Genomic DNA, 25155 nt, shown 5'->3' on the forward strand with positions numbered 1-25155 from the left:
ATCATGGATTTAGGTTTAATTTGGCTAGGTATAATAGCATTTGGTTTACTTTTATATGTAATCCTTGATGGTTTTGCTCTTGGTGTGGCGATCTTATTCCCATTTTTTGACACTAAAGAAAGAGATATTGCTACAAGCGTGCTTTTGCCAACTTGGGATGGTAACCAAACATGGTTAGTTTTTTCGCTTGCGTGTTTCTACGGAATGTTTCCAATAGCTTTTGCATATATATTTCCTAAGATTTATATGTCTGCAGTGCTACTAGTAGTTATGTTGTTACTTAGAGGTATATGCTTTGAGTTCAGGCTAAAAGCTACTGAAACAGGCATCAAAAACTGGGATAAACTTTTCTTCATATCATCACTAGCAGCTACATTCCTTGAAGGATTTATAGTTGGTCAGCTTATTATTGGTTTTCCTCATAGCCCATTATATGGATTTATATTCTCATGTTTAACTGGGTTAGCATTAATCTTTGGTTATGTGCTTTTAGGTGCTACAAGACTTATACTAAAAACTGAAGGAGATCTATATCGCAAAGCTCAAAAGATAACTAAAGCAACATGTCGTATATTAGTTATTATGATGTTCATAATCGGTATCATAACCCCACTTTATGTAAATATCCCATGGACTAATATCTTTAAAATGGCAGTTTTGATGGAGCTACTAGTACTTACTATTATAAGTTTTTATATATTATATAAGTTTATCGACTCTAAAAATCATGCTTTACCATACTGGCTAACTGTGGCGATATTTATTTTTACATTTATTAGTATGCTGACTCTTATCTTTCCTTATATAATTCCATATCAATTGACATATATAGAGGCTCAAGCCAGTAGAACAACTCTACTCTTTACATTGCTACCTGCTGTGACAATGATACCTCTATTACTTTTATATACAGGCTATGCTTATTATATCTTCAGGGGCAAAACTAAAGAAAAATTAAGCTACTAAATTAAGAAAGCTTTATACTTTTTATAATATTACGAGTACAAGTGTAATTTTCAGAAGCACATTCATTACTAATCAAAGCAACTTTTTGAACTTTAGGATTATCTAACATATATAAATATTTCTTAGGAATATCTATTATACTGTAAGGTATTTTTTCGCCATAAAATACACTAATATGCGGATCAAAAGCATATTCACTCCCACCATCAAGTTTCTGTGCTTTCAAGAAGAATTTTTCTAAAGTACCATTATCCTCAACAGGAAGGTAAAGCTTATTTGAAAATCTTTCTCCCATTTGAGGTTTACCTATATCAATAGAGAATATCTTTTCATTCTTGAAAGTATTTTCAAATTGTTTTTCCAAACTAGGTAAATTTTTATTATTTCCACAAAACAATGTAAGATGTGGTTTAAATGAAGACGATTTTTGAGTATTTGCAATATCTTTAATGACATCTTCTAAAACCTTATAATTTTTATTATCAGGTATAAGCCATACACAAAAATCACCTTTATATTTTTTATTTTGATCAGTGATGCTAGCTAAATCTACTTTAGTATTACTATTCTTTTGAACCTGATTAGTAGTATTTTTTGGTTGAACCTCTTGTGAGATATAATCACTTTTACAAGAAGTTAAACCTATTAAAAGTATAAGCAGAAAAAGATATTTTAAAACTTTCACATTTACTACCTTACCACAATGTATTTAGAAGCTTCTTCAGGCGTTATTACCCCTGCTTTTAGATGGTTCTCAATACTTTGCTCCATTGTCGCCATACCTTTAGAAGTACCAGTTTGTAATGCTGTATAAATTTGAGAAAGCTTATTTTCTTTAATCATATTTCTTATACCTGAGTTAGATATAAGAACTTCATACCCTGCTACTCGACCACCACCTTTACGCTTAAGTAGACGCTGAGATATTACAATCTGTAATGATTCAGCAAGCATATTTCGTACAAGCTCCTGCTCAGCTGGAGGAAATACCGATATTACTCTATCTACTGTTTTAATTGCTGACATAGTATGTAGGGTTCCTAAAACTAAGTGTCCTGTCTCAGCTGCTTCTAATGCTAAACGAATTGTTTCTAAGTCACGCATCTCACCAACAAGAATACAATCTGGATCTTCCCTTAGTGCCGATTTTAGAGCTGCATTAAAGCTTTTTGTATCTCTTTTAACTTCACGTTGGTTTACAAGAGCTCTTTGACTTACATGGACAAACTCTACAGGATCTTCAATTGTTAGAATATGAGAGTCTTCTTTTTGATTTATCTCATTCACTAATGCTGCCAATGTACTACTTTTACCAGAACCAGTAGGTCCTGTTACAAGGATTAGACCACCTTGCTTAGCTTGCACACTCTTTAAAATCTTCGGGGCGCCAAATTGATCTAATGTTGGAATAGTATTCTCTAATCTACGGAATACCGCACCATAACCACGATTATGGAAAAAAGCATTCACCCTAAATCTAGCATCATTATCTTTATCATCTATCGAGAAATCACATTCATAAGTTTCAATAAGTTCTTCTTTTTGATCATCAGTCATTATTTCTAATAACATTTGCGAGATAATTTTATCATTAAGAACTGGAGATGATTCAATATCTACAAGATCACCATCTATTCTATATTTAGCTTTACAACCAGAAGATAGATGTAAATCTGATGCTTTTTTTTGCACACATAGCGTTAGTAATTTTCTTATCATATAAAAGAATAAATTTAGATTAATAGTGATAGTAAAACTTTATCACTATTAACTAATAAAAAAAATAGAGAATTGAATAAAATATATAGATTAACTACTTAAATAGTTTCTTAAAGAAATTAGCCATTTTAGCAAATGGGCAAGATGTTTCTTCTTTATCATGATTTACAGGACACTTTTTAGATTCACCTTTTGCTGAGCCTGCCATCATATCTTTAAGAACAGTTTGTAAAATACCACCATTCTTTAGATAATCAACATCCACATCAGCATCTAGACGAGCTAAAGCTTCAAATGTTGTAGTATGTGCAGTTTTTGGATGAACAGCTTCAACTATTACAGTCTGACGTGGCTTAATGTCATTTATATTTTTGATATTAAACATCTCAGAGCCATCGAACCCTAGAGTTTTAGCAGATTGGCCATTCATAAACTGTAACGGTAATACACCCATACCCACAAGGTTAGATCTATGGATTCTCTCATAGCTCTCAGCAATAACTGCTTTCACGCCTAAAAGGAAAGTACCCTTAGCCGCCCAGTCACGTGATGAACCTGTACCATACTCTTTACCTGCTAATATAACTAAAGGCACACCTTTTTCTTTATATTTCATAGCAGCATCAAATACATACTGTTGTGAACCATCAAAGTGATACTTCGTGAAGCCACCTTCAACATTATCTAGTAGCAAGTTACGGATACGGATATTCGCAAATGTACCTCTCATCATAACTTCATGGTTACCACGACGAGAACCATAAGAGTTAAAGTCTGCTTTCTCAACACCATGTGATTTTAGATACTGACCAGCAGGATACTCTTCTGGAATAGCTCCAGCAGGTGAGATATGATCTGTAGTTACAGAATCACCTAACATAAGTAGAGTTCTCGCACCTTTGATATCTAAATCATCATTACCTTCTGCGAACTTCTCAAAGAAACTTGGGCATTGAATATATGTAGATGAATTATCAAACTCATATAGCTTGCCTTCAGGAGCATTTAGTTTTTGCCAATCCTCTGTACCATCAAGTACAGTTGCATAAGCTTTCTCAAACATAGCCGAATTGATTACATCTGACTGAATAGCAGCAATCTCTTCTGTAGTTGGCCATATATCAGCAAGGAATACATTATTACCTTCTGCATCAACACCGATTGCATCTTCAACAGGATCAAAATCAACTGACCCAGCAAGAGCATAAGCTACTACATGGATAGGAGAAGCTAGATAGTTTGCCTTAACATGAGGATTAATACGCCCTTCAAAGTTACGGTTACCAGAGCTTACAGAGGCTACTACAAGATCTGCTTCATTAATAGCATCAACAACTGGCTCATCAAGAGGGCCAGAGTTACCAATACAAGTAGTACAACCATAACCTACAAGGTTAAAGCCTAAGTTCTCAAGCTCTGGGAGTAGGTTTGCTTTCTCAAGATATTGAGTTACGACTTGTGACCCAGGCGCTAAAGAAGTCTTCACGAAAGGTTTAACTTTAAGACCTTTTTCATTTGCTTTTTTAGCTAATAGACCAGCACCTAAAAGTAATGATGGGTTTGAAGTGTTTGTACATGATGTAATTGCAGCAATAGCAAGTGAGCCATGAGTGATTGTTTCACCAAGACCTTTTACTTCAGCTGATTTTTGTAATTGCTCATCAGTTAAGCCAAATCCATGTAAGCCTTGCTCATGAACTAAAGCTTCTGCAAATGCTTTTTTCATATCATGGAAAGCGACTCTATCTTGAGGACGCTTTGGACCTGCAAGGTTTGATTCGATATTTGATAAATCAATTTCAACTATACTAGAGTACTCAGGCTCTTCTGCTGGGTTTTCTCTAAAGAGTAACTGTTCTTTATACATTTCACGTGCAGCATCTACAAGCTCACCACGGTTTGTATTATTAAAGAAGTCTAAAGTAACTTCATCAACAGGGAAGAAGCCAATAGTTGCACCATACTCTGGAGCCATGTTTGCAATAGTAGCTCTATCAGGTAGAGATAAGCTTTCTAAACCTTCACCATAATATTCAACAAATTTACCAACTACGCCATGCTTTCTTAGAACTTCTGTAATCTCAAGTACAAGGTCAGTAGCCGTTACACCAGTTTTTAACTTACCAGTAAGTTTCACACCTACTACATCAGGAAGTACCATATAGTATGGTTGACCAAGCATTACAGCTTCAGCTTCGATACCACCTACACCCCAGCCTACAACACCAACGCCGTTGATCATAGTAGTATGTGAGTCAGTACCTACTAAAGTATCAGGATATATTACATTTTCACCATCGATGTTTTTAACCAAAGCACCTTTTGCAAGATACTCTAAGTTTACTTGGTGAATAATACCCATCCCAGGTGGTACAACTGTGAAATCATCAAATGCTTTTTGAGCCCATTTAAGCAGACTATATCTCTCACCATTTCTTTCAAATTCTTTCGCCACGTTTTGAGCTAAAGCTGTCTTTGTACCATAGTAATCTACTTGTACAGAGTGGTCGATAACCATAGCTGTATCTACAAGAGGGTTAATCTTATCAGCATCGCCACCTGCATCTTTGATAGCCTTTCTCATTGCGGCTAGATCTACAACCGCTGGCACACCTGTGAAGTCCTGCATCACAACACGTGCTGGCATATGTGGAATCTCTGGCCTTGAACTAGCTTTTGCATCCCAACCTAGAACTTTGTGCATATCTTCTTCTTTTACTTTATAACCATCAATATTTCTTAGTTGGTTTTCAAGTAGTACTCTTATTGAGTATGGAAGACGATTTACATCCTTACCAAGTTCCTGAGAAAGTTTCTTTAAGCTATATAGAGAATATTTATTTCCTTTGTCCTCTATCTGAAGCTTAGTGATATTTTTAATATCAGACATGCTTTAACCTCCGTAGATACTAATTAATTTTGCAAAATACTAATGTATTTTACCCTGTTAAGGCAGATTTGTATATAAATAAAGATTTTAAGAAGATGATAAAAGATTTTTTTTAAATTAAGCAGTAAAATTATCTACAGATGCAGCAGGAACGCATACCATGTCAACAATACTTGGACCATTAGTTATATCAGCTGTTTCTCCTGATACTAATGGTATAGGAATCGCTCCAATGACCGATACTGGAGAAGTACTAGTATCCAAATCTAGAGCACTTCCTGTTGCTGTGTCTCCTCCATATGTATATTCAGTCATATCTCCAGCAACCGGAGGATTATTTCTTATAGCATTTGGTATAAAAGTTCCTGATGGGCAAGTAATAGTTGCCTTTGAACTCGTAATATTCCAAGACCAACCACCTTGTGTACCACTTCCAGTACCATTGTATGTACCTGTTAGTGTAATACTATCACGAGCAGTTGCATCATCAGTACAGCTAGAAAGCGCTACACCTAAAGCTACAGTCGCCGCTAATATACTTATGGTTTTAAGTGCTTTTTTCATATAAATTCTCCTTTCATGTTTATATTTTTTTACTAAAGCAATATTAATAATAACCAAATAGAAAAGAATTTGTCAACCTTAAATTGCTTTTTTTTGCATTTTTACATAGTTTCATTTTATGCTTATTTACCACAAAATACTAAACTCAGAAGTTCAAAAATCATTAATGACAGTAAAAATAAAGATTTAAAGTACTTCAAATATGAACCAATATATATAGTTCCTTAACGAGAAGACCTGAATATAGTATTATGCCAAAACTTTATAGGGACAAATCCAATCTACCCTTTTTAAAAGGTGGACACCACAAATAACTAGTCTCAATAATTTTTGAGAACTTAAACACACCATCTACAATACCATCATCCCCACCAAGCATATTACCCATTTGTAGATTAAAAGATCTAAATGATGTGGCAAACCCAGAGAACATAAAACCACCATTTAGCTGATCATCTGCCCAAGGCATAGATTTTCTTAATATTTGTGCTTCTGGAGAGAAGTTTTCTTTTGCTGATCTTTTTACATGAGCAAAATCTTTTAGATTTTCAAATTGATGAGAATCATCTAACGATCTTCCAATACACTCTTCTTTTTCATTTTGGCTAACTCTATTTAACCAATCAAAATCATGTAACCATTTCTGAAGCACCCAAAAACTAGAACCTTCTAATTCACCTTCAGAAATAATAGACGAAGGAGTTACTTCATCACCTTTTGGATTCTCAATCCCATCTTCAAAGCCACTTAAGTCATACTTCTTGCGGTATGTAAATGCTCTAATAGTTTTTTGTAAGTCAAAGTAGTCTTCAAGAGCCTTTCTAATAGCTATAGCACTATGAAATAACTCGCCATTATCATCATTTTTCAACCATAAAACTAAATCATAGCCATCAGCGTCAGACATTCTTTCATTATCAAACTTAGTTCTTTGATAAATTTCATCTTTTGGTATGTCAAACATTTTTAATAGGTCATTACCAAAACCAGCAACTACACTTTTACCATCGACAAATCTTTGTAAAATTTTTAAGCCAAACTTTATGTCACCTTCTTTTCTGATATTAAACATCATATATAAAGCTGACGATGTTAAATCTTCTGTTATACCTAATTGATGCTTTGTTATTTCCATAATAAATTCCCTTATAAAATCCTATCTAACAGTTATAATATAAACAACTGTTACAAAACTCCATAAACAATGATAAAAAAACAAATTTCTTTATTCCTTATTGTAGGTATTTTGGCTTCTATAACCAACTTTGTAATTGTATGGATCCTTGTTGAGTTAGGAGTTTTTAACCCTCTAATTGCAAACTTTTTTGCTTTCCTAATAGCCTTCAATGTTAGTTATTTTGGTCACAGATTTCTAACATTCTCAACAACTACACAATCCCACAAAAAAGCCGCCACTCAATTTTTTATAAATGTTATGATAGGTCTAATTTTAAATGAATCTATTTACTACATACTGCTACACCTTTTACATATACAATATTTACTAGCATTATTTATCACAATGGCAATTGTCGCAGTATATACTTTTGTAGTGAGTAAATTTTTAATATTTAAGGCCTAATACTAATATGTTTGAAATAGATAAACAAATTTCTATATATATCCACTTTCCATGGTGTGTCCGTAAATGTCCATATTGTGATTTTAATTCTCACGCTGTAAAAGATGATTCTTACTTATCAACAGAGTACTATAAAAAACTTATATCTGACTTTGACACCCATTTGGATGATTTACAAAATAGAGAAATTATTAGCATCTTTATTGGTGGTGGTACACCCTCTCTTTTTAAGCCTGAATATCTTGGCAAAGTCCTTGAACACATTAAACAAAATGCAAATATTAGCCCAAACTGTGAAATAACTCTAGAGATGAATCCTGGTACTGTTGAGAGAGGATCAATCTCAAGTTATGCAGATATTGGTATCAACCGTATATCTCTTGGAGTACAAAGCTTCCAAGATGATAAACTAAAAATTCTTGGAAGAATTCATAATTGTAAAAATGTCTATACAACTATTGAAGAAATCAAGAATTCAAAAATATCAAACTTCAATATTGATATAATGCATGGTCTACCAAATCAAAACTTAGAAGATGGAATCTTTGATATATCTCAAGCAATTGCAATGCAACCTACACATATATCATGGTATCAGTTAACTATTGAACCAAATACGCTTTTTGCAGCAAAGCCACCAATACTTCCAAATGAAGAAACATTAGAGAATATCGAAATAGCTGGTAAAAAACTTCTTCAGCAAGCTGGGTATGATCAATACGAAATTTCAGCTTATGCAAAAAATAATCTCAGATCTATTCATAATTCAAACTACTGGAACTTCGGCGACTATATTGGCATCGGTGCAGGGGCGCATAGCAAGATTACAAATCTTAAAACTAAACAAATAAAAAGAGTTTGGAAACATAAGCATCCAAAAATATACTCTCAAGCTGATAGTTTAATTAAAGACTCAAATATAGTTACACAAGATGATTTAATTTATGAATTTATGCTAAACGCTTTACGATTACGAGATGGTTTTGATCTAGAAAACTTTGAAAAGCAAACTTTTTTATCACGAGACATCATTTGGAATAAATTACAAATTGGTATAGATAAAGGTTTATTTGAACAATCTAACAACCATATCAAACCAACAGGTAAAGGTTATCTCTTTTTAAATGACTGCATTAATATTTTTATTTAAAAAACTATTGTCCCAGAATAGTTTTAACATATTGAGCTGCCTGTTCTCTTAAAAACTCAATAATCTTAGTTCTATTATCAATATATTTTGAAATAATAACTGTTTGCTTATCATGAAATGTTTCTGTTGTTACACCCTCTAGTGCTGTAATAGATGAATCAATAATTTGATTATAATTATCCAATAAGATTCCAGCACCCAAGCCTTTTTCAATAAGCGCCACCTTCTGATTATCATCCTCAACAATATATCTTAAATGCTTTATTGGTGAACTTATTTCTTTTCCATCGACATTAATTGTTAGATTATGTGCCAGATTATCCCTACGAAAAATAAAAGGAACTTTAAATATATTTGTAGGTTTATCCTTAAGATCATACTGCTCAATAAGCTTTTCACTTAAATAAATCTTAGACGGTAAATTTACTGAATCAATTGTTGCACAAACCATCCAACGATCTTGATCTATTTTTTCTAAATCTCCAGATGTCACAATGGCAATGTCATAATTACTTAATTGATAAAAATAACTAGATGAGTGGTACAACAAATAGCTATCAAAAGTAAAAGTATATTTACCTGCTTCATCTATCTTATGTATACATTGAGCTAAATAATTTATAAAGAATCTTGTACCAAAAACACGGATATACTTTAAATTGTCAATACCGTTATATTTGCTACTAAGAATACTATTCTCTAAATCAGTATATAACCTATGACAAGATGCATAATATTTTCTACCATCTTTTGTTATTTCTATTTTATTACTATTAGTCTGTATTAGCTTAATGCCTAAATAGCTTTCTAAAATTTCTAGTTTACTTCTAACAGTACTTATCTCTACAGCATAAAAATTTTTAACAGCTGTATATGAGCCAAGCTCCACTAATGAAATAAAATATCTAGTTCCTTCAAGAATATTCTTATCAATAACTTCTTTAGTTTTGCCAACACTCATAAATACAACATAAAACACTATTTGAAATATAATATTATAATATCAGTAAAATTGTATTTTTCAGAAAAAAATATAATCATTTAGCACATCTAACAAAATTTAAATTCGTACATTATACAATATATAGACAAATCCAGAATCAGTAACTTTAGTCACTAGAACACTGAAACCATATTTATTAATTGAGTTAAAATACCAAATATACACACCGACAAAAACAGCGTTGCACCAGTATCATAATCACGCCATACTTTTTCAAAATGTTGGCTATATTTTTTGACAAGACCTTTATTAATAGTAAGAATTGGCACGGCTATAAAAGCTGCTGCAAAATATAGTAGAACTGAATAAAAAGGTTTAAAAATCACAAATTCTGAAGATCTATCAAGAGGAATATAAGGGATATAATATATTAAAAATATAACTGCGTTTTCTCTACCAATTATAGCAAAAGACAATCCAACTAACATACAGAATGGCATTAGTATAAAAAGTAAGGATATAATTACAATCTCAACAGTAAATTCCTCATTATATACTTGTATCAGTCCTATATTTATAAATACAGTAGGGATTACAGCCATATATACCAAAACAAGAATTTTTGTAAAATAAACATCCTTATCAGGATTTATAAGATGTTTACATACTGAGTATATAAAAGCTAATGAGATTAAAACGGATATTATATTATATACTAACAGTAGCATGTCTGTAATTACTCTATCTTGGTGCACCGAGCGAGATTTGAACTCGCACGTCCTACGGACACCACCCCCTCAAGATAGCGTGTCTACCAGTTCCACCACCGGTGCAAAAGAGAAATCTTAAAAGTTTATTTAGAGTTAGATTTTGAGCTTTGTTCTGTAGCAGAAGCTGCAGCAGCTTCTTTTTGGTATTGATCATATTGACTAGCAATAGATTTATCTGCATTCTCAGAACTTACAGCTGTTGTAGTTGTAGGCGTTTTACCTAGATAACCTAGAGTAAGACAACATACAAAGAATAGGCCCGTAAAAAATACAGTTGCTTTAAATAAGAAAGAAGCAGCACCTTTGCTACCAAATACAGTATTTGAAGCACCACCACCAAAAGATACTCCCATATCAGCACCTTTACCCTGCTGTAAAAGTACCAATACAACGATCGCTATAGCAGCGATAACATCAATAGTTAAAATTATTTCGTACATATTATATTTGCTTGATTTATTATTTCGTTAAACTCAGAAGCTTTTAGAGATGCACCACCTATCAAACCACCGTCTACATCAGGTAGGCTTAATATATCTTTCGCATTTCCAGCTTTTAGGCTACCACCATACACTATTTTCATATTTTTAGCAAGATTTTGATCTACTTTAGCGACTAATGAACGGATAAATTCATGCGTTTCTTGAACTTGCTCTAAGGATGCCACAACACCTGTTCCAATTGCCCAAACGGGCTCATAAGCGATCACAACTTTTGATAACTGTTCAACAGATAGGTTTTCTAAAATTAATTTTAATTGTGTACTTAAAACCTGCTCTAACTTACCACCTTCTCTATCCTCTAATGATTCACCTATACACACAACCGGCACTACAGATGTGTTTATTATTTTTTCTACCTTTTTGAAAACATCTTGATCAGTCTCGTTAAATAGAGATCTTCTCTCAGAGTGTCCTATCAACAGATAATCACAACCTACATCTTGCAACATATCAGCAGACAATTCACCGGTATAAGCACCATCATCATAAAATGTAATATTCTGTAAACCAACACCTACTTCTTTAGGTAGCTGAGCAATTGTTTCTTTTACATATACGCTTGATGGGAAAACAGCAACAGCAACTTTTAAGCTGTCAAATTCCGCTTGAGAAATACCACTGCAAAGTTCTTTGATACTTGCAGAGTTTCCATTCATTTTCCAGTTACCCATTATTAATTTTTGCATATCTACACCAATTTTGCCTTATACTAATTTTTGTTTTACTTTTTCTACTAAATATTCAGCTTCTTTTGTCGCTAAATCTTTATCATCAGCCTCAACCATTACTCGAAGTACTGGCTCAGTACCCGAAGGTCTTAGTAATACTCTTCCTCTATCAGCTAAACGAGCTTCAACATCTGCAACATCATTTGAAAGTTTTGCTAAATCGTCAGCATTTACTTTTTTAGCTAAAGGTACATTTATTAGAGTTTGTTGCATGAGCTCACCCTGCAGTTTAAACTCAGATACAGGTTTATCTGCTTGTGAGAAAATTGCCAATAATTGTATCGCTGTAAACAACCCATCACCAGTAGTTACAAAGTTTAGATTAATCACATGACCAGAAGACTCTCCACCGATTTTATAACCATGTTTTTTTAGATCTTCCAGTACATATCTATCACCAACTTTTGAACGGATAAATGGAATATTATTTTGTTTGTAATGATTTTCATAACTCATATTTGTCATTTGCGTGCCAACTATTCCATCAGTACCACCACAAATATCACTATGTTGAGCAAGGATATTTAAAATTCCATCACCATCAATCTCTTGAGATTTTTCATCAACAATAATTATTCTATCAGCATCACCATCTAATGAAATACCTAAATCTGCGCCATGCTCTTTCATGGCCTTTTTGATATTGTCCATGCAGGTAGCACCACACTCAACATTGATATTTATACCATCTGGATTAGAGGCAATTGAAACATAATCAATTCCAAATCTATCAAGTAGTTTTTCAAAACTACCAGAAGCTGCACCATGAGCACAGTCAACAACAACTTTGCCTTTATAGCTCACTAACGAACCAAAACGCTTGTAAATATCATCAATATATTCACTAGTTGAATCACTTAGTACTTTATACTCTCCAAACCTATAATCTGTCTGATAAACAAAATCATTATCTATCTTAGCTTCAACTTCTTCCTCTAAAGCATCGTCAAGTTTAAAACCATCAGATGAAAAAAGTTTAATACCATTATCAGTGAATTTATTATGAGAAGCAGTGATAACAAAACCAGCTGCAGCTTTATTTTTAACTGTCATAAATGCAACTACAGGAGTAGGAACAATACCAAGATCTATTACATCAATCCCAGCAGCGTTTAGTCCAGAAATTAGAGCAAACTTTAAGACTCTACCAGAACTACGAGTATCTTGACCAATAACTACAAATTTTGGATAATTTTTATCATTAATTAGAGAGCCAACTGCATTACCTAGTCTTTGTGTAAACTCAGCCGTTATTGTTGAGTTACCTACTTCTCCACGAATACCATCTGTACCGAAATACTTTCCCATCAAAATAACCTTTTAAAATTTTAACAATGCTGAAACATCGTAACCTTCTAAAACTTCTCTACCTGGAAGACCATCAAGCTCCATCACAAATATAAGAGCTGCAACTTTAGCTGGCGTTTTTTCTATAAGTTGGACTGTTGCCTTTGCTGTACCACCAGTTGCTAACAAATCATCAACAATAAGTACATTATCATCTTTAGAAAAAGCATCTTTATGGATTTCTAAACTATCACTACCATATTCAAGATCATAGCTTACACTATACGTTTCTCTAGGAAGCTTTCCTGGCTTTCTGACAGGTACAAAGCCTAAACCTAGAACTTCAGCAAGAGCTACACCAAATATAAAACCTCTACTTTCTGTCCCAGCAATAATTGTTGGCTCAATATTCTTTTGTTTTAAAACTTCTGCCATCGCTTCTGCTGTTTTTCTCAAACCTTGAGGGTCTGCTAATAGCGGAGTAATATCTCTAAAAATAATTCCAGGCTTTGGAAAATCTGGCACAGACGCAATTTTGCTTTTTATGAAATCAATACTCATAGAAAAATACCTTAAGAAAAGTTAAAAGAAAGAAGACTAAACTTGAAGAAGAATTCTATTTGGATCTTCAAGCAATTCTTTAATCATCTTCAAGAATCTTACAGAAGTACCACCATCGATAATTCTATGATCATAAGATAATGCTAAGTACATGATTGGGCGAATCTTAATCTCGCCATTAACAACCATTGGACGCTCAACGATATTGTGCATACCTAAGATAGCACTTTGAGGCGAATTAATAATTGGAGTAGACAGCATAGAGCCATAAGTACCTCCATTTGTAATAGTAAAAGTACCACCTTGCATATCCTCTAAACCAAGCTTACCATCACGACCTTTGATAGCTTTATCAAGTACATCAGCTTCTAACTCTGCTAGATTTTTGCTATCCGTATCTCTCAACACAGGAACAACAAGACCTCTATCAGTACCAACAGCAATACCAATATCAAAGAAGTTATGATAAACAATTTCATCACCATCGATAGATGCGTTTACATCTGGGAATTTCTTAAGAGCCTCTGTAGCTGCTTTGATGAAGAACGACATAAAACCAAGTTTAGTATCATGTTCTTTAAGAAACATATCTTTGTATTTCTTCCTAAGCTCCATAACAGCAGTCATATCAACTTCATTAAAAGTAGTTAAGATGGCGTTAGTCTGCTGTACGTCCACAAGTCTATTTGCAATAGTTTGACGCAAACGAGTCATTTTAACTCTCTTCTCGAATCTAGGCCCTTGCTGTGCAACAGGTGCTTGTTGTGCTGCTCCACTTGGTGCAGTAGCTGCTTTTTTAACATCATCAGATGTTATACGACCTTTTTTACCAGTACCTTGAATATTTGAAGCTGAATCTAAGCCACTTGCATTAAATGCTTTACGTGCTGAAGGAACCAAGTGAGGATCATTACCAGATTCCACTTCTTGTTCTTTTGCTTCAGCTTTAGGTGCAGATGCAACAGCACCCTCTACAATTTTAGCAATCACTTCAGATGATAAAACTGTTTCGCCAGCAGATTTTAATATTTTAGTTAAAGTACCATTAGCAGTTGCTGGAACTTCCATTACAACTTTATCTGTTTCAATTTCTGCCAAGATATCACCTTCTGATACAGCATCACCTTCATTTTTATGCCACTCAGAAACTGTACCATCTGCTACAGACTCTGGAAATACCGGAGCTTTGATATCCATTTCTTGACCAGGAGATGCAACTTCAGCAGTTGTTTCTACTTCACCTGGATCTTGTTTAGTTTCACCTGCAGAAGCATCAGCATCAATATTTGCTAAAAACTCTTCTGAAAGAACAGTATCACCAGCATGCTTCTTGATACCTTTCAAAACACCGCTAGTTGTTGCTGGAACTTCCATTACAACCTTATCTGTTTCAATCTCTGCAACGATATCACCCTCGTTTACAAAGTCACCTTCATTAACATTCCATTGAGCTAATGTGCCATCTGCTACAGACTCTGGGAACATAGGTACTTTTAATTCAACCATTTTTTACTCCTAGTAGTATAATTTATTTTTATATTTCTAAAGCTCTATTAATAATTTCTTCTTGCTGTTTAACATACATTGCATGATAACCTACGGCAGGTGTTGACGATCTTTCTCTAGCAACACATACTAGCTCATGTTTTTTGCCAACTAGTTTCTCAATAAAGTGTCTAATATTATACCAAGCACCTTTATTTTGTGGTTCTTCTTGTAACCATACAACCTTTTCAGCATTTTTATATTTAGCAAATATTTGTGCTAACTCTTCTTGAGGGAAAGGATATAATTCCTCTAATCTTACAACAGCAATATCACCATATTTATCTTGCTTTTTAGTCATAAGATCATAGTAAACTTTACCATTACACAATATAAGCTTCTTAACTTTATCTGCTTTTGCAGTAGCATCATCAATCACAGGCTCGAACTTACCTTTTGATAATTCTGCAATTGATGAAACAGCCATAGGATTTCTTAGCAAGCTCTTAGGAGTCATTACTATCAGTGGCTTTCTAAGAGGTCTTATAACCTGTCTTCTTAAAAGATGATAAATCTGTGCTGGAGTTGTAGGAGTACAAACTTGCATATTCATATTTGCACAAGATGCTAAAAATCTCTCCAATCTCGCAGATGAATGCTCTGCACCAGCACCCTCTTGCCCATGAGGTAAAAGTAGAGTTAAACCTGATAATATACCCCATTTTTCTTCTGCAGCAACAAGGAACTGATCTATCACAACTTGGGCTGTATTCACAAAGTCACCAAATTGTGCTTCCCAAATCACTAACGAATCTGGACTATAACAACTATAACCATACTCAAATCCTAATACTCCATATTCAGAAAGAGTTGAGTCTATAACATCAAAACGAACTTTTTCATTGATATGTTGTAATGGTATATACTCTTTAATTTTAGAATCGGTATTCATATTTTTAACGACAGCATGACGGTGTGAGAATGTACCTCTACCACTATCCTCACCTGATATTCTTACTGGATAACCTTCATCAAGTAAAGTTGCATACGCTAATGTCTCAGCAAAGCCCCAATTTAAAGGAAGTTCACCATTAGCCATTTTAATTCTATCTGTGATTGCTTTTTTAACCTGCATTTGTGCCTTAATCTCTTCAGGCACATCGCTCATTTTAAGAGCTAACTCTTTAAGTGTTTTTTGAGGTATAGCTTTATAAATATACTTAGTTTCTTGATTACCGATATAAGGAAGCCAATCACAGACATTCAATTTGTCTTTAACAGCACTTCTATCTAGCACATCAACAGTAACCTTACCATTATCTAATTTACTACGATAATTTGTATTCATTCTACTAAATAGCTCTGAATCAACAACACCTGCTTTTTGTAATCTCTCACTATATTGTTTTAATGTTGATGGAAGTTTTTTGATAACTTCGTACATTTTAGGCTGTGTACCAGAAGGCTCATCTGTCTCATTATGACCGTTTTTACGATAGCAAACTAAATCAATCACAACATCTTTATTGAATTTCATACGATACTCTAAAGCAATATCCGTAACTTTAAGTACCGCTTCAGGATCATCACCATTAACATGGAAAATAGGCGCATCAACCATCTTAGCAATATCTGTAGAATAATTACTACTTCTATTAACACCAAGAGCACTACTTGTTGTAAACCCGACTTGGTTATTTACTACAAGATGTATAGTACCACCTGTGCCATAAGCTTCTGTTAATGAAAAGCCAAATGTTTCCATTACAACACCCTGTCCACAGAAAGCAGAATCCCCATGAATAAGAACAGGAAGCACTTTACTATGTACATCACCATCAAGCTTATCTTGAATAGCTTTCGCTGCACCCTCCACAACCGGATCCACAGCTTCTAAATGAGATGGATTAAATGCTAATGCAATTTTGGCTTCTTTGCCATCAATGCTTCTATAATTTGAGTATCCCATGTGATATTTCACATCACCTGAAAGACTTTTTTCAGATTGTTTACCTTCGAACTCTTCAAACAACTCTTTAGGATTTTTACCCATCACGTTTACAAGAACATTTAAACGTCCTCTATGAGCCATACCTAGTTGCACAAAGCGTGTAGCATGTTTAGAAACAGATTTTTCAATAATATGTTGTAAAGAAGGAATCAAAGATTCACCACCTTCTAAACCAAATCGTTTTTGTCCAACATACCTAAGAGCAAGGTATTTCTCTAGGCCTTCAGCAGCAACTAGCTGTTGTAGTATCCATTTTTTTTGCTCATTCGAAAAAGATATTGTATCTTCAATTTTTGACTGAAGCCAAAGCTTTTCTTCTTTGTTGCCAATATATCTATATTCATAACCAACGCTTGACTCATATATAGCTTTAGCCTTGTTAATAACATCTTGAAGAGACATAGGTTTGTCGTTTGTGAACTCACCTAAATTAACTTGCTCTGATAAATCGTTTTGTGATAATCCTTGAGCTGATAACTCAAGATCAGAATCTCTTTCAAATTTTGTCAATCCAAGAGGATCAATATTTGCAGACTTATACCCATGAGATCGATATGCTTTAACCAAAGCTCTGGCCTTCAAAGTCACATCATTTTCACCAGCAGTAACAACTGTTGTATTTGTTTTATTTTTTGCTAAATACTTAAACTCATCGACTAAATCTCTATGTACAGTATCTGTTGAGCTAGCTACAGAATCAAAAAAGGATAGCCACTTAGAGTCTATCCCATCATAATTACCTGAAATATAGTCATCATAAATAGATTCAAGATATTCTAGATTACCGCCAAAAAACTGGGTTGTTTCCAGCCATTGACTAAAATCTGGTTGTTGTTTTTTCATATAAACACCCAAAATACTAGGTTTTAATTTTTACACGTTTTTCTTTAATAAAGCTGATCTAATCTTACCAATTGCTTCTGTAGGGTTAAGACCTTTAGGACACACAGAAACACAATTCATAATAGTTCTACATCTAAATAGGCTAAACGGATCTTTCAGATCATCTAATCTTTCTTCTGTTGCAGTATCTCTCGAATCTGCTATAAATCTATATGCCTGTAATAATCCTGAAGGGCCGATAAACTTATCAGGATTCCACCAGAATGATGGACAAGATGTAGTACAACATGCGCATAGGATACATTCGTACAAACCATCAAGCTTAGCTCTATCTTCTGGTGATTGAAGCCTTTCTTTAACAGGAGCTTCTTCATCATTGATTAGATAAGGCTTAACCTTTTCATAGTTCTTATAAAATTGCTTCATATCAACAATTAAGTCTCTAACAACAGGTAATCCTGGCAATGGATTTACTTTGATAGGCTGTTTTAAATCACCTATTGATACAATACATGCCAAACGGTTTTTACCATTAATGTTCATACCATCAGAGCCACAAACACCCTCACGACAAGATCTTCTCATCGCCAATGTTGGATCCTGCTCTTTAATAAGCTCAAGAGCTGTTAAAACTTTAACCCCTTCATTTTCTACTTCTACAGTATATTCATCGTAGTAAGGCTTACTATCAACTTCTGGATTGTATCTATAAATTTTAAATTTAACTTCCATTATATTAAATCCTTGTAATTAGTATTTGCGTTCTGCAGGTTGGAATGCTTTTACTTTAGTTGGAGACATATTTACTCCACGCGAAGATGTTTTATCACCATCTAAGAAATAAATTGAATGCTTCATCCAGTTTTCATCGTCTCTTTCTGGGAAATCAACCCTTGAATGAGCTCCACGTGATTCTTTTCTCTCTAAGGCAGCTTTTGCAGTAGCAACAGCTGTCAACATAAGATTATCAAGCTCAAGAGCTTCTATTCTCATCATATTAAAGATTCTAGAATTGTCTTCTAAAACTGCATTATCCAATCTCTCTCTTAGCTTATACAGTTTTTCAAGACCTTCCTTCATAGTCTCTTCCTGTCTAAATACAGAGAAGTATTGTTGCATGGTCTGTTGAAGCTCTTTTCTAAGTTCAGAAATTTTTTCCTTACAACCTCTCTCTTCAGAAGTATCCCATTTTTTGATTCTAGCCATAGCTTTCTCAACATTATCTTGAGCGACTTCCTTCATTTGCATGCCTTCTTTTAAGCTTTGCTCAGCATGCATACCAGCAGCTCTACCAAACACTACCAAATCCAGCAAAGAGTTACTTCCCAATCTATTAGCTCCGTGAACTGATACAGATGCACATTCACCTACAGCATACAATCCACCAATAACTTTATCTTCACCATTTTCTTGCGTTACAACTTGACCATACTTATTAGTCGGAATACCACCCATCTGATAATGACATGTTGGCACTACTGGAATTGGCTTTTCAACAGGATCAACTCCTGCAAATGTTCTAGCAAGTTCTCTTACTGTTGGTAATTTCTCATCAATAACTTCCTCGCCTAAGTGAGTTAAGTCAAGCCATACACAACTTGAACCGCCAAAAGTATCTCCACGACCTTCCATAATTTCTTGTTGAGAGCCTCGAGACACAACATCACGACACGCAAGATCTTTTGCATTTGGAGCATATCTCTCCATAAATCTCTCGCCATCTTTATTACGCAAGATTCCACCTTCACCACGACAGCCTTCTGTCACCAACACACCAGCACCAGCAATGCCTGTTGGATGGAATTGCCAAAACTCCATATCTTGAAGTGGCAGTCCTGCTCTTAATGCTAGACCCATACCGTCACCAGTATTAATATACGCATTAGTACTAGATTCATAAATACGTCCCGCTCCACCTGTTGCAAGAATTGTTATCTTAGCTTTTAAGAAAACTGTCTCACCAGTTTCAATACATAGAGCAATAACACCAGCAACACTACCATCATCAGCTTTCACTAAATCAACTGCAAACCACTCGGTATAAAAGTCAGTTTTATGTGCCAAATTTCCCTGGTAAAGAGTATGTAACAATGCATGACCAGTTCTGTCTGCTGCTGCACATGTTCTCTCAGCTTGATTAGCTGGATCAAAGTTTCTTGACATACCGCCAAATGCACGCTGGTATATTTTACCATTCTTTAATCTTGAAAAAGGCATACCCATATGTTCAAGTTCAATAATTGACTGTGGCGCATGTTCACACATATATTCAATAGCATCCTGATCCCCAATATAATCAGAACCTTTCACAGTATCATACATATGCCATTTCCAATCATCAGAAGGCAAATCATCATCAAAGTCAACATTACCTAAAGCTGCTGCAATACCACCTTGTGCTGCAACAGTATGTGATCTAGTAGGAAAAACTTTTGACACAGCCGCTGTTTTAAATCCAGACTGTGACAACTGGAAAGCTGCTCTAAGGCCAGCACCACCAGCACCAATAACAATAGCGTCAAATTCTTGTGTAGCTATACTCATAAAAACAACCTCTTAATAGAAAAATAAAACTGCAAACAACCAGAAAAAGCAGAATATATAAACTAAAACAAAACTCAACATCACAAGAGCAGAAGCCCATGCACATTTGATATAATCACCACATATAATCCAAATACCTACCCAAGCATGAAAAAACATTGCCAGGTAAGCCATTAATGTAGCAATTCGAAAAAACATTCCATCAGTAAACAAACCTCTCCAACTATCATAGTTAAGAGAGCCTGCGTGAGACAAGCATAAAGTCTCAACAAGAAGATACCCAAAATAAACAGCTATAATTACAGCCGTAACTCTTTGGACAAAAAAATCTTTAATCCCAGAAGAAGTTAATGAAATTACAGCCATAAGTAAATCCCCCATAAAATAGCTGATAAAACACCTAGCACAATAACAATCAAAGAAGTAGCCTTAGCGACTTTCATACTTTCTCCAAAGCCCATATCCATAATCATATGTCTAACACCTGCGTAAACATGATATGTTATTGAAGAAAGGAAAAGCCAAAAGAAAAAACTAAACCAACCCTGCGTTAAGAAAGCGACCACCTGCTTATATCCAGCTGGCCCTGCTAACGAATAATTCATACCAATAACAGCCAAAGGTATTGCAATAATCAAGATCACTCCTGATATACGATGCAATATAGAGCTTATAGCAGTAATTGGAAAGTTATACGATTTTATTGACATTAAATCAATGTTTGTAAATTTTTTCACGCTCGATGTTCCTCCGAAGCAATTTTCGTATATAAATATTTGGACGTAAACCAATGTCACACAACATTTAATAATATAATTTTGTAACATCAAATTCAAACATTTAAATAAAGTTTTAACTTTAATTTGCTCTTTAAACAAAAGGGTATAACTAAACCAAAGGAGTATCAGAAAAATACCTATTAGCTTTATAAGGTTTTTTTATTTGCAAAAGAGCAATCTTTAGCTTATTATTGGCGTGTAATGGCACTGGGGAAATGTTCCCCATTTTTTATAAAAGTGTCTTTTTATTGCAACCCGTTTGCATTACTTTTTGATCAACTCTTTTACTTGGAGACCATTTAATAATGAGCAAATACGCAACTCTTAAGTATGCAGAAAAAAACATTGAAATAGAATTACCAGTATATTCGCCTAGCCTGGGTAATGACTGCATAGATGTATCATCACTAGTAAAACACGGTGTTTTTACTTATGACCCAGGGTTCATGTCAACAGCTGCTTGCGAGTCAACGATCACGTATATTGACGGTGGAGCAGGAGTCCTTCTACACAGAGGCTACCCTATTGAAGAATGGACAGAAAAGTCAAATTATAGAAGTCTTTGCTATGCTCTAATATATGGAGAACTTCCTTCAGACAAGCAAAGAGAAGCGTTCAGACAAGAAATAGTTTCAAAAATGGCAGTATGTGAGCATGTTAAAGCTGCAATTTCAGCAATGCCTAAACATACCCATCCAATGTCTGGTTTAATTGCAGGAGTAAATGTTCTTGCTGCTGAACATGTTCATAATGGGCAAACAGAAGCACAAGATGAAGTTGCTAAAAACATTGTAGCTAAAATCGCTACTATTGCAGCCCTTGCATATAGACATAGCCAAGGCAAAAACTTCCTTGAGCCTAAATCTGAATATGGTTACGCAGAAAACTTTATCTACATGATGTTTGCTGACGATGAAAATTACAAGCCAGACCCCCTTCATATCAAGGCAATGGATACAATGTTTATGCTCCATGCAGATCATGAACAAAACGCATCGACATCTACAGTTAGACTATCTGGTTCAACAGGGAACTCTCCATATGCTGCAATAATAGCAGGTATAACTGCTCTTTGGGGCCCTGCTCATGGTGGAGCTAACGAAGCAGTCCTTAAAATGTTATCAGAAATTGGAAGTGTTGAGAATATTGAAAAGTTTATTGCCAAAGCAAAAGATAAAGATGATCCGTTTAGACTAATGGGCTTTGGTCATAGAGTTTATAAGAACACTGATCCAAGAGCTACAGCTATGAAGAAAAACTGTGAAGAAATCTTAGGTAAGCTTGGCAATAGTGACAACCCTCTTTTAACTGTAGCAAAAAAACTAGAAGAGATCGCTCTTCAAGACGACTTCTTTATAGACAGAAAATTATTCCCTAATGTAGATTTCTATTCAGGGATTATTCTGAAAGCTATGGGAATACCAGAGGATATGTTTACAGCCATATTTGCTCTTGCTAGAACTTCTGGTTGGATTTCTCAATGGATTGAAATGGTTAATGATCCTGCTCAAAAAATTGGACGTCCAAGACAACTATATACTGGTGAAACAAGCAGAAACTTCTAATTTTCCACCCTACTCACCATTCTTTATTTACTTTCATCTCTCTTTAAACTAGCATTTTACATATATAGAAAATCTCCAAAACAGTAAAATGGCTAATTCTCCAACTCTAATAGAAAAGCTAACCGCTCCTTTTAAACAATCTAAAATGTTTAGTATGTTAATTCTAGGGTACGCATCTGGCTTCCCTCTTATGCTAACAGCCTCTTCATTATTTTTATGGTATAAAGATAATGGAATAGAAACAAAAAACATAGGCTTCTTAACTCTAATAGCTATACCATATACATTTAAATATTTATGGGCCCCCTTTTTAGACAAAATAAGAATAGGAAACTTTGGTCGAAGAAAAGGCTGGATACTATTAACTCAAATAACACTAATGTTATTAATTGCCTTGATGAGCAGATTTTCTCCTGCAAACTCCCCCTTAATCATTGCATTTATTGGTTTCTTAATATGCTTCATATCAGCAACTCAAGATATTGCTATAAATGCATATCAAACAGAAATTTTAACAGAACCTGAGAGAGCTCTAGGGAATGCTGTAGCTGTCATGGGATATCGTGTAGGGATGCTTATAACTGGATCAATTATATTAATAATTGTTGATAAGCTAAACAATAACTGGAATCTTGCATGGCTAATGATTCTACCATTTTTTGCCATCTGTCCATTGTACACACTACTTTTAAAAGAAAGTAAATATCAAGAGACTCCTAAGAGCTTTTTTGATGCTTTCACATCCTCTATATCTGAGTTTTTTACTCGCGATAAAATATCATCCGCGTTAATAATCCTTGCAATTATAGTTACTTACAAACTTGCCGATGCAATTGCATTTTCATTAAATTCAGTATTTTTTGTTGATCTTGGATTTGATAAAACCACCATAGCAGTCTCTTATAAAGCATTCGCTCTTTTTGCATCTCTAGGAGGGCTTATCATAGGAGGCTTAGTTGCAAAAAAAATTGGCATATATAAAAGCTTCTTATACTTCAGCATCATTATGGCGTGTGCTAATTTAATGTATGTTTTACTAGCTGTTGTTGGTAAAAACTATTATCTAATGGTTAGCTCTGTAGCTGTCGAATACTTTTGTGGTGCAATGGGTACAGCAATTCTTGTAGCAATGATTATGAGTTTAGTTAATGTAAAATTTTCGGCCACTCAATTTGCTGTTCTAAGCTCGATTGATTCACTAGGAAGAGTTTTAGTAGGTCCTCTAGCTGGCAATATCCAAGGTAGTTATGGCTGGCAAGGATTATTTATTTTTAGCTTTCTTATCGGCTTATTCATATCAGCACTTATTCTAATATTCAAAAAACGAATAAAGGTAATGGCTAACCTGAAGTAATTTTTCTTACTTATTATCCTTATTGCAAAAAATAAGAGAAAGCATAAAAACAACCCAAGGAAGCAAAAGAACTATCAATATAATATTTTTTGTCATTGCTGATATCTCTAGCCTAGGAAATAAAACAGCTATAAACACTACAAATAAAATAGATAGAACCCCTGCTATAAAAGATATCAAAGGTAAATTCTTTTTTGACATATCTGTATATTCTTATTTAGCAAACTGTTCAGAAACAAATTCCCAGTTTACAAGACTCCACAAAGCCTCAACATACTTAGGTCTAGCATTACGATAATCAATATAATAAGCATGCTCCCACACATCAAATGTAAGTAGTGGCTTTTTATTATCAGTTAACGGGCAACCAGCATTACTAGTAGTTACAATTTCTAATTTACCCTCAGAATTTTTAACTAGCCAAGCCCAGCCAGAACCGAAAGTTGTAACAGCCGCTTTTGAAAAATCTTCTTGGAATTTTTCCATAGAACCAAAAGCTTCAAAAATAGCAGCTTTTAGCTGGCTTGTAGGCTCTGTTTTATTTGGAGTTAAGCAATTCCAGTAAAAAGTATGATTATAAACTTGTGCAGCATTATTAAACATACCACCTGAAGATGTCTTAATAACTTCTTCTAAGTTCTGACCATCATGCTCAGTACCTTCAACTAAGGCATTTAAATTAGTCACATATGTTTGATGATGTTTACCATAATGATATTCAATTGTTTCTTTTGAAATCACTGGCTCTAATGCGTCTGTGCTATATGGTAATTTTGGTAGTTCAAATTTCATTATTCACGTCTCCTTTAATGAGTTGAATTAACTTTAGGCATCTTGATACTATACCCATTTAGTATAATATGCTATCATCTTTTGAGAAAAATTTCTAAACTTACTTGTCTAATTTAAAT

The 25155-nt window shown here is 34.3% G+C and carries 24 protein-coding genes and 1 tRNA gene; 5 read left to right on the plus strand and 20 right to left on the minus strand.

What is annotated here, in order from left to right; translation table 11 throughout:
- The first annotated feature begins 3 nt into the window (after positions 1–3).
- Complete coding sequence (locus QI37_RS05375; protein WP_040009240.1) at positions 4–966, plus strand: cytochrome d ubiquinol oxidase subunit II; 963 nt, start codon at positions 4–6, stop codon at positions 964–966.
- 1 nt (position 967) lies between these two features.
- Here the strand turns inward: QI37_RS05375 and QI37_RS05380 are convergent, their stop codons facing one another.
- From QI37_RS05380 to QI37_RS05400, 5 genes are all read right to left on the minus strand, one after another.
- Entirely contained in the window at positions 968–1651 is a 684-nt protein-coding gene (locus tag QI37_RS05380; RefSeq protein WP_040009242.1) for a hypothetical protein, read from the minus strand.
- 5 nt (positions 1652–1656) lie between these two features.
- Positions 1657–2685 (minus strand): type IV pilus twitching motility protein PilT, encoded by a 1029-nt coding sequence (locus tag QI37_RS05385; protein WP_040009244.1) that lies wholly within the window; start codon positions 2683–2685, stop codon positions 1657–1659.
- Between the two features lie 94 nt (positions 2686–2779).
- On the minus strand, positions 2780–5575 hold the full coding sequence (acnA, locus tag QI37_RS05390; protein WP_040009246.1) for an aconitate hydratase AcnA: 2796 nt from the start codon (positions 5573–5575) through the stop codon (positions 2780–2782).
- Positions 5576–5692: 117 nt separating this feature from the next.
- Positions 5693–6139 carry a hypothetical protein gene (locus QI37_RS05395; protein ID WP_040009248.1) on the minus strand — a complete coding sequence of 149 codons (447 nt, stop codon included), beginning with the start codon at positions 6137–6139 and terminating at the stop codon, positions 5693–5695.
- Between the two features lie 262 nt (positions 6140–6401).
- Positions 6402–7274, minus strand: a complete 873-nt coding sequence (locus QI37_RS05400; protein ID WP_040009251.1) for a Dyp-type peroxidase — start codon at positions 7272–7274, stop codon at positions 6402–6404.
- 69 nt (positions 7275–7343) lie between these two features.
- Between QI37_RS05400 and QI37_RS05405 the strand changes: the two genes are divergently transcribed.
- Together QI37_RS05405 and hemW are read left to right on the plus strand one after the other, a co-directional pair.
- Positions 7344–7721, plus strand: a complete 378-nt coding sequence (locus QI37_RS05405; protein WP_040009253.1) for a GtrA family protein — start codon at positions 7344–7346, stop codon at positions 7719–7721.
- A 7-nt stretch (positions 7722–7728) separates the two neighbouring features.
- The gene (gene hemW / locus QI37_RS05410; protein ID WP_040009256.1) at positions 7729–8871 is read left to right on the plus strand and encodes a radical SAM family heme chaperone HemW; all 1143 of its coding nucleotides are present in this window, start codon (positions 7729–7731) and stop codon (positions 8869–8871) included.
- Between the two features lie 4 nt (positions 8872–8875).
- On the opposite strand, the gene QI37_RS05415 is transcribed toward hemW, so the two are convergent.
- The 13 genes from QI37_RS05415 to sdhC form a co-directional block, all read right to left on the minus strand.
- The gene (locus QI37_RS05415) at positions 8876–9832 is read right to left on the minus strand and encodes a LysR family transcriptional regulator (protein ID WP_040009257.1); all 957 of its coding nucleotides are present in this window, start codon (positions 9830–9832) and stop codon (positions 8876–8878) included.
- Positions 9833–9987: 155 nt separating this feature from the next.
- Positions 9988–10569, minus strand: coding sequence for a hypothetical protein (locus QI37_RS10105; RefSeq protein ID WP_081946985.1), 582 nt, complete (start codon positions 10567–10569; stop codon positions 9988–9990).
- Positions 10562–10647: transfer RNA gene (locus QI37_RS05425), tRNA-Leu, on the minus strand. The genes QI37_RS10105 and QI37_RS05425 overlap by 8 nt, the downstream gene beginning before the upstream one ends.
- A 20-nt stretch (positions 10648–10667) precedes the next feature.
- Positions 10668–11024, minus strand: coding sequence for a preprotein translocase subunit SecG (secG, locus tag QI37_RS05430; protein ID WP_040009261.1), 357 nt, complete (start codon positions 11022–11024; stop codon positions 10668–10670).
- Positions 11012–11773: a triose-phosphate isomerase gene (gene tpiA, locus QI37_RS05435; RefSeq protein WP_040009263.1), complete on the minus strand. Its 762-nt coding sequence runs from the start codon at positions 11771–11773 to the stop codon at positions 11012–11014. The genes secG and tpiA overlap by 13 nt, the downstream gene beginning before the upstream one ends.
- An 18-nt stretch (positions 11774–11791) precedes the next feature.
- Positions 11792–13123: a phosphoglucosamine mutase gene (gene glmM / locus QI37_RS05440; RefSeq protein WP_040009265.1), complete on the minus strand. Its 1332-nt coding sequence runs from the start codon at positions 13121–13123 to the stop codon at positions 11792–11794.
- Positions 13124–13135: 12 nt separating this feature from the next.
- Positions 13136–13663, minus strand: a complete 528-nt coding sequence (locus tag QI37_RS05445; RefSeq protein WP_040009267.1) for an adenine phosphoribosyltransferase — start codon at positions 13661–13663, stop codon at positions 13136–13138.
- 36 nt (positions 13664–13699) lie between these two features.
- Entirely contained in the window at positions 13700–15169 is a 1470-nt protein-coding gene (gene odhB / locus QI37_RS05450) for a 2-oxoglutarate dehydrogenase complex dihydrolipoyllysine-residue succinyltransferase (RefSeq protein ID WP_040009268.1), read from the minus strand.
- A gap of 28 nt (positions 15170–15197) precedes the next feature.
- The gene (locus QI37_RS05455) at positions 15198–18002 is read right to left on the minus strand and encodes a 2-oxoglutarate dehydrogenase E1 component (RefSeq protein WP_040009270.1); all 2805 of its coding nucleotides are present in this window, start codon (positions 18000–18002) and stop codon (positions 15198–15200) included.
- A gap of 30 nt (positions 18003–18032) precedes the next feature.
- Positions 18033–18734, minus strand: coding sequence for a succinate dehydrogenase iron-sulfur subunit (locus QI37_RS05460; protein WP_040009273.1), 702 nt, complete (start codon positions 18732–18734; stop codon positions 18033–18035).
- 18 nt (positions 18735–18752) lie between these two features.
- On the minus strand, positions 18753–20546 hold the full coding sequence (sdhA, locus tag QI37_RS05465; RefSeq protein ID WP_040009275.1) for a succinate dehydrogenase flavoprotein subunit: 1794 nt from the start codon (positions 20544–20546) through the stop codon (positions 18753–18755).
- 12 nt (positions 20547–20558) lie between these two features.
- Complete coding sequence (gene sdhD, locus QI37_RS05470; protein WP_144242709.1) at positions 20559–20927, minus strand: succinate dehydrogenase, hydrophobic membrane anchor protein; 369 nt, start codon at positions 20925–20927, stop codon at positions 20559–20561.
- A complete protein-coding gene (gene sdhC, locus QI37_RS05475; RefSeq protein WP_040009280.1) occupies positions 20903–21283 on the minus strand; it encodes a succinate dehydrogenase, cytochrome b556 subunit in 381 nt (126 codons plus the stop codon). Before sdhC ends, sdhD begins: the two co-directional genes overlap by 25 nt.
- A 347-nt stretch (positions 21284–21630) precedes the next feature.
- Here sdhC and QI37_RS05480 point away from each other — a divergent pair, with 347 nt between their 5' ends.
- Together QI37_RS05480 and QI37_RS05485 are read left to right on the plus strand one after the other, a co-directional pair.
- Positions 21631–22890: a citrate synthase gene (locus tag QI37_RS05480; protein ID WP_040009282.1), complete on the plus strand. Its 1260-nt coding sequence runs from the start codon at positions 21631–21633 to the stop codon at positions 22888–22890.
- Between the two features lie 88 nt (positions 22891–22978).
- Positions 22979–24244, plus strand: coding sequence for an AmpG family muropeptide MFS transporter (locus QI37_RS05485; protein ID WP_040009285.1), 1266 nt, complete (start codon positions 22979–22981; stop codon positions 24242–24244).
- 6 nt (positions 24245–24250) lie between these two features.
- Here the strand turns inward: QI37_RS05485 and QI37_RS05490 are convergent, their stop codons facing one another.
- A complete protein-coding gene (locus tag QI37_RS05490) occupies positions 24251–24445 on the minus strand; it encodes a hypothetical protein (RefSeq protein WP_040009288.1) in 195 nt (64 codons plus the stop codon).
- Between the two features lie 12 nt (positions 24446–24457).
- Positions 24458–25036, minus strand: coding sequence for a superoxide dismutase (locus QI37_RS05495; RefSeq protein ID WP_040009291.1), 579 nt, complete (start codon positions 25034–25036; stop codon positions 24458–24460).
- Positions 25037–25155 lie beyond the last annotated feature (119 nt).

The sequence above is a fragment of the Candidatus Francisella endociliophora genome, from assembly GCF_000764555.1.
GTDB classification, from domain to species: domain Bacteria; phylum Pseudomonadota; class Gammaproteobacteria; order Francisellales; family Francisellaceae; genus Francisella; species Francisella endociliophora.

Coding starts and splice junctions, on each gene's coding strand:
- hemW (WP_040009256.1), top strand. CDS start 7,729: ATGTTTGAAATAGATAAACAAATTTCTATATATATCCACTTTCCATGG.
- glmM (WP_040009265.1), bottom strand. CDS start 13,123: ATGGGAAAGTATTTCGGTACAGATGGTATTCGTGGAGAAGTAGGTAAC.
- QI37_RS05480 (WP_040009282.1), top strand. CDS start 21,631: ATGAGCAAATACGCAACTCTTAAGTATGCAGAAAAAAACATTGAAATA.
- QI37_RS05395 (WP_040009248.1), bottom strand. CDS start 6,139: ATGAAAAAAGCACTTAAAACCATAAGTATATTAGCGGCGACTGTAGCT.
- sdhA (WP_040009275.1), bottom strand. CDS start 20,546: ATGAGTATAGCTACACAAGAATTTGACGCTATTGTTATTGGTGCTGGT.
- QI37_RS05490 (WP_040009288.1), bottom strand. CDS start 24,445: ATGTCAAAAAAGAATTTACCTTTGATATCTTTTATAGCAGGGGTTCTA.
- QI37_RS05485 (WP_040009285.1), top strand. CDS start 22,979: ATGGCTAATTCTCCAACTCTAATAGAAAAGCTAACCGCTCCTTTTAAA.
- tpiA (WP_040009263.1), bottom strand. CDS start 11,773: ATGCAAAAATTAATAATGGGTAACTGGAAAATGAATGGAAACTCTGCA.
- QI37_RS05385 (WP_040009244.1), bottom strand. CDS start 2,685: ATGATAAGAAAATTACTAACGCTATGTGTGCAAAAAAAAGCATCAGAT.
- sdhD (WP_144242709.1), bottom strand. CDS start 20,927: ATGGGGGATTTACTTATGGCTGTAATTTCATTAACTTCTTCTGGGATT.
- QI37_RS05495 (WP_040009291.1), bottom strand. CDS start 25,036: ATGAAATTTGAACTACCAAAATTACCATATAGCACAGACGCATTAGAG.
- QI37_RS05445 (WP_040009267.1), bottom strand. CDS start 13,663: ATGAGTATTGATTTCATAAAAAGCAAAATTGCGTCTGTGCCAGATTTT.
- QI37_RS05415 (WP_040009257.1), bottom strand. CDS start 9,832: ATGAGTGTTGGCAAAACTAAAGAAGTTATTGATAAGAATATTCTTGAA.
- QI37_RS05400 (WP_040009251.1), bottom strand. CDS start 7,274: ATGGAAATAACAAAGCATCAATTAGGTATAACAGAAGATTTAACATCG.
- QI37_RS05405 (WP_040009253.1), top strand. CDS start 7,344: ATGATAAAAAAACAAATTTCTTTATTCCTTATTGTAGGTATTTTGGCT.
- acnA (WP_040009246.1), bottom strand. CDS start 5,575: ATGTCTGATATTAAAAATATCACTAAGCTTCAGATAGAGGACAAAGGA.
- QI37_RS05455 (WP_040009270.1), bottom strand. CDS start 18,002: ATGAAAAAACAACAACCAGATTTTAGTCAATGGCTGGAAACAACCCAG.
- QI37_RS05460 (WP_040009273.1), bottom strand. CDS start 18,734: ATGGAAGTTAAATTTAAAATTTATAGATACAATCCAGAAGTTGATAGT.
- secG (WP_040009261.1), bottom strand. CDS start 11,024: ATGTACGAAATAATTTTAACTATTGATGTTATCGCTGCTATAGCGATC.
- QI37_RS05375 (WP_040009240.1), top strand. CDS start 4: ATGGATTTAGGTTTAATTTGGCTAGGTATAATAGCATTTGGTTTACTT.
- odhB (WP_040009268.1), bottom strand. CDS start 15,169: ATGGTTGAATTAAAAGTACCTATGTTCCCAGAGTCTGTAGCAGATGGC.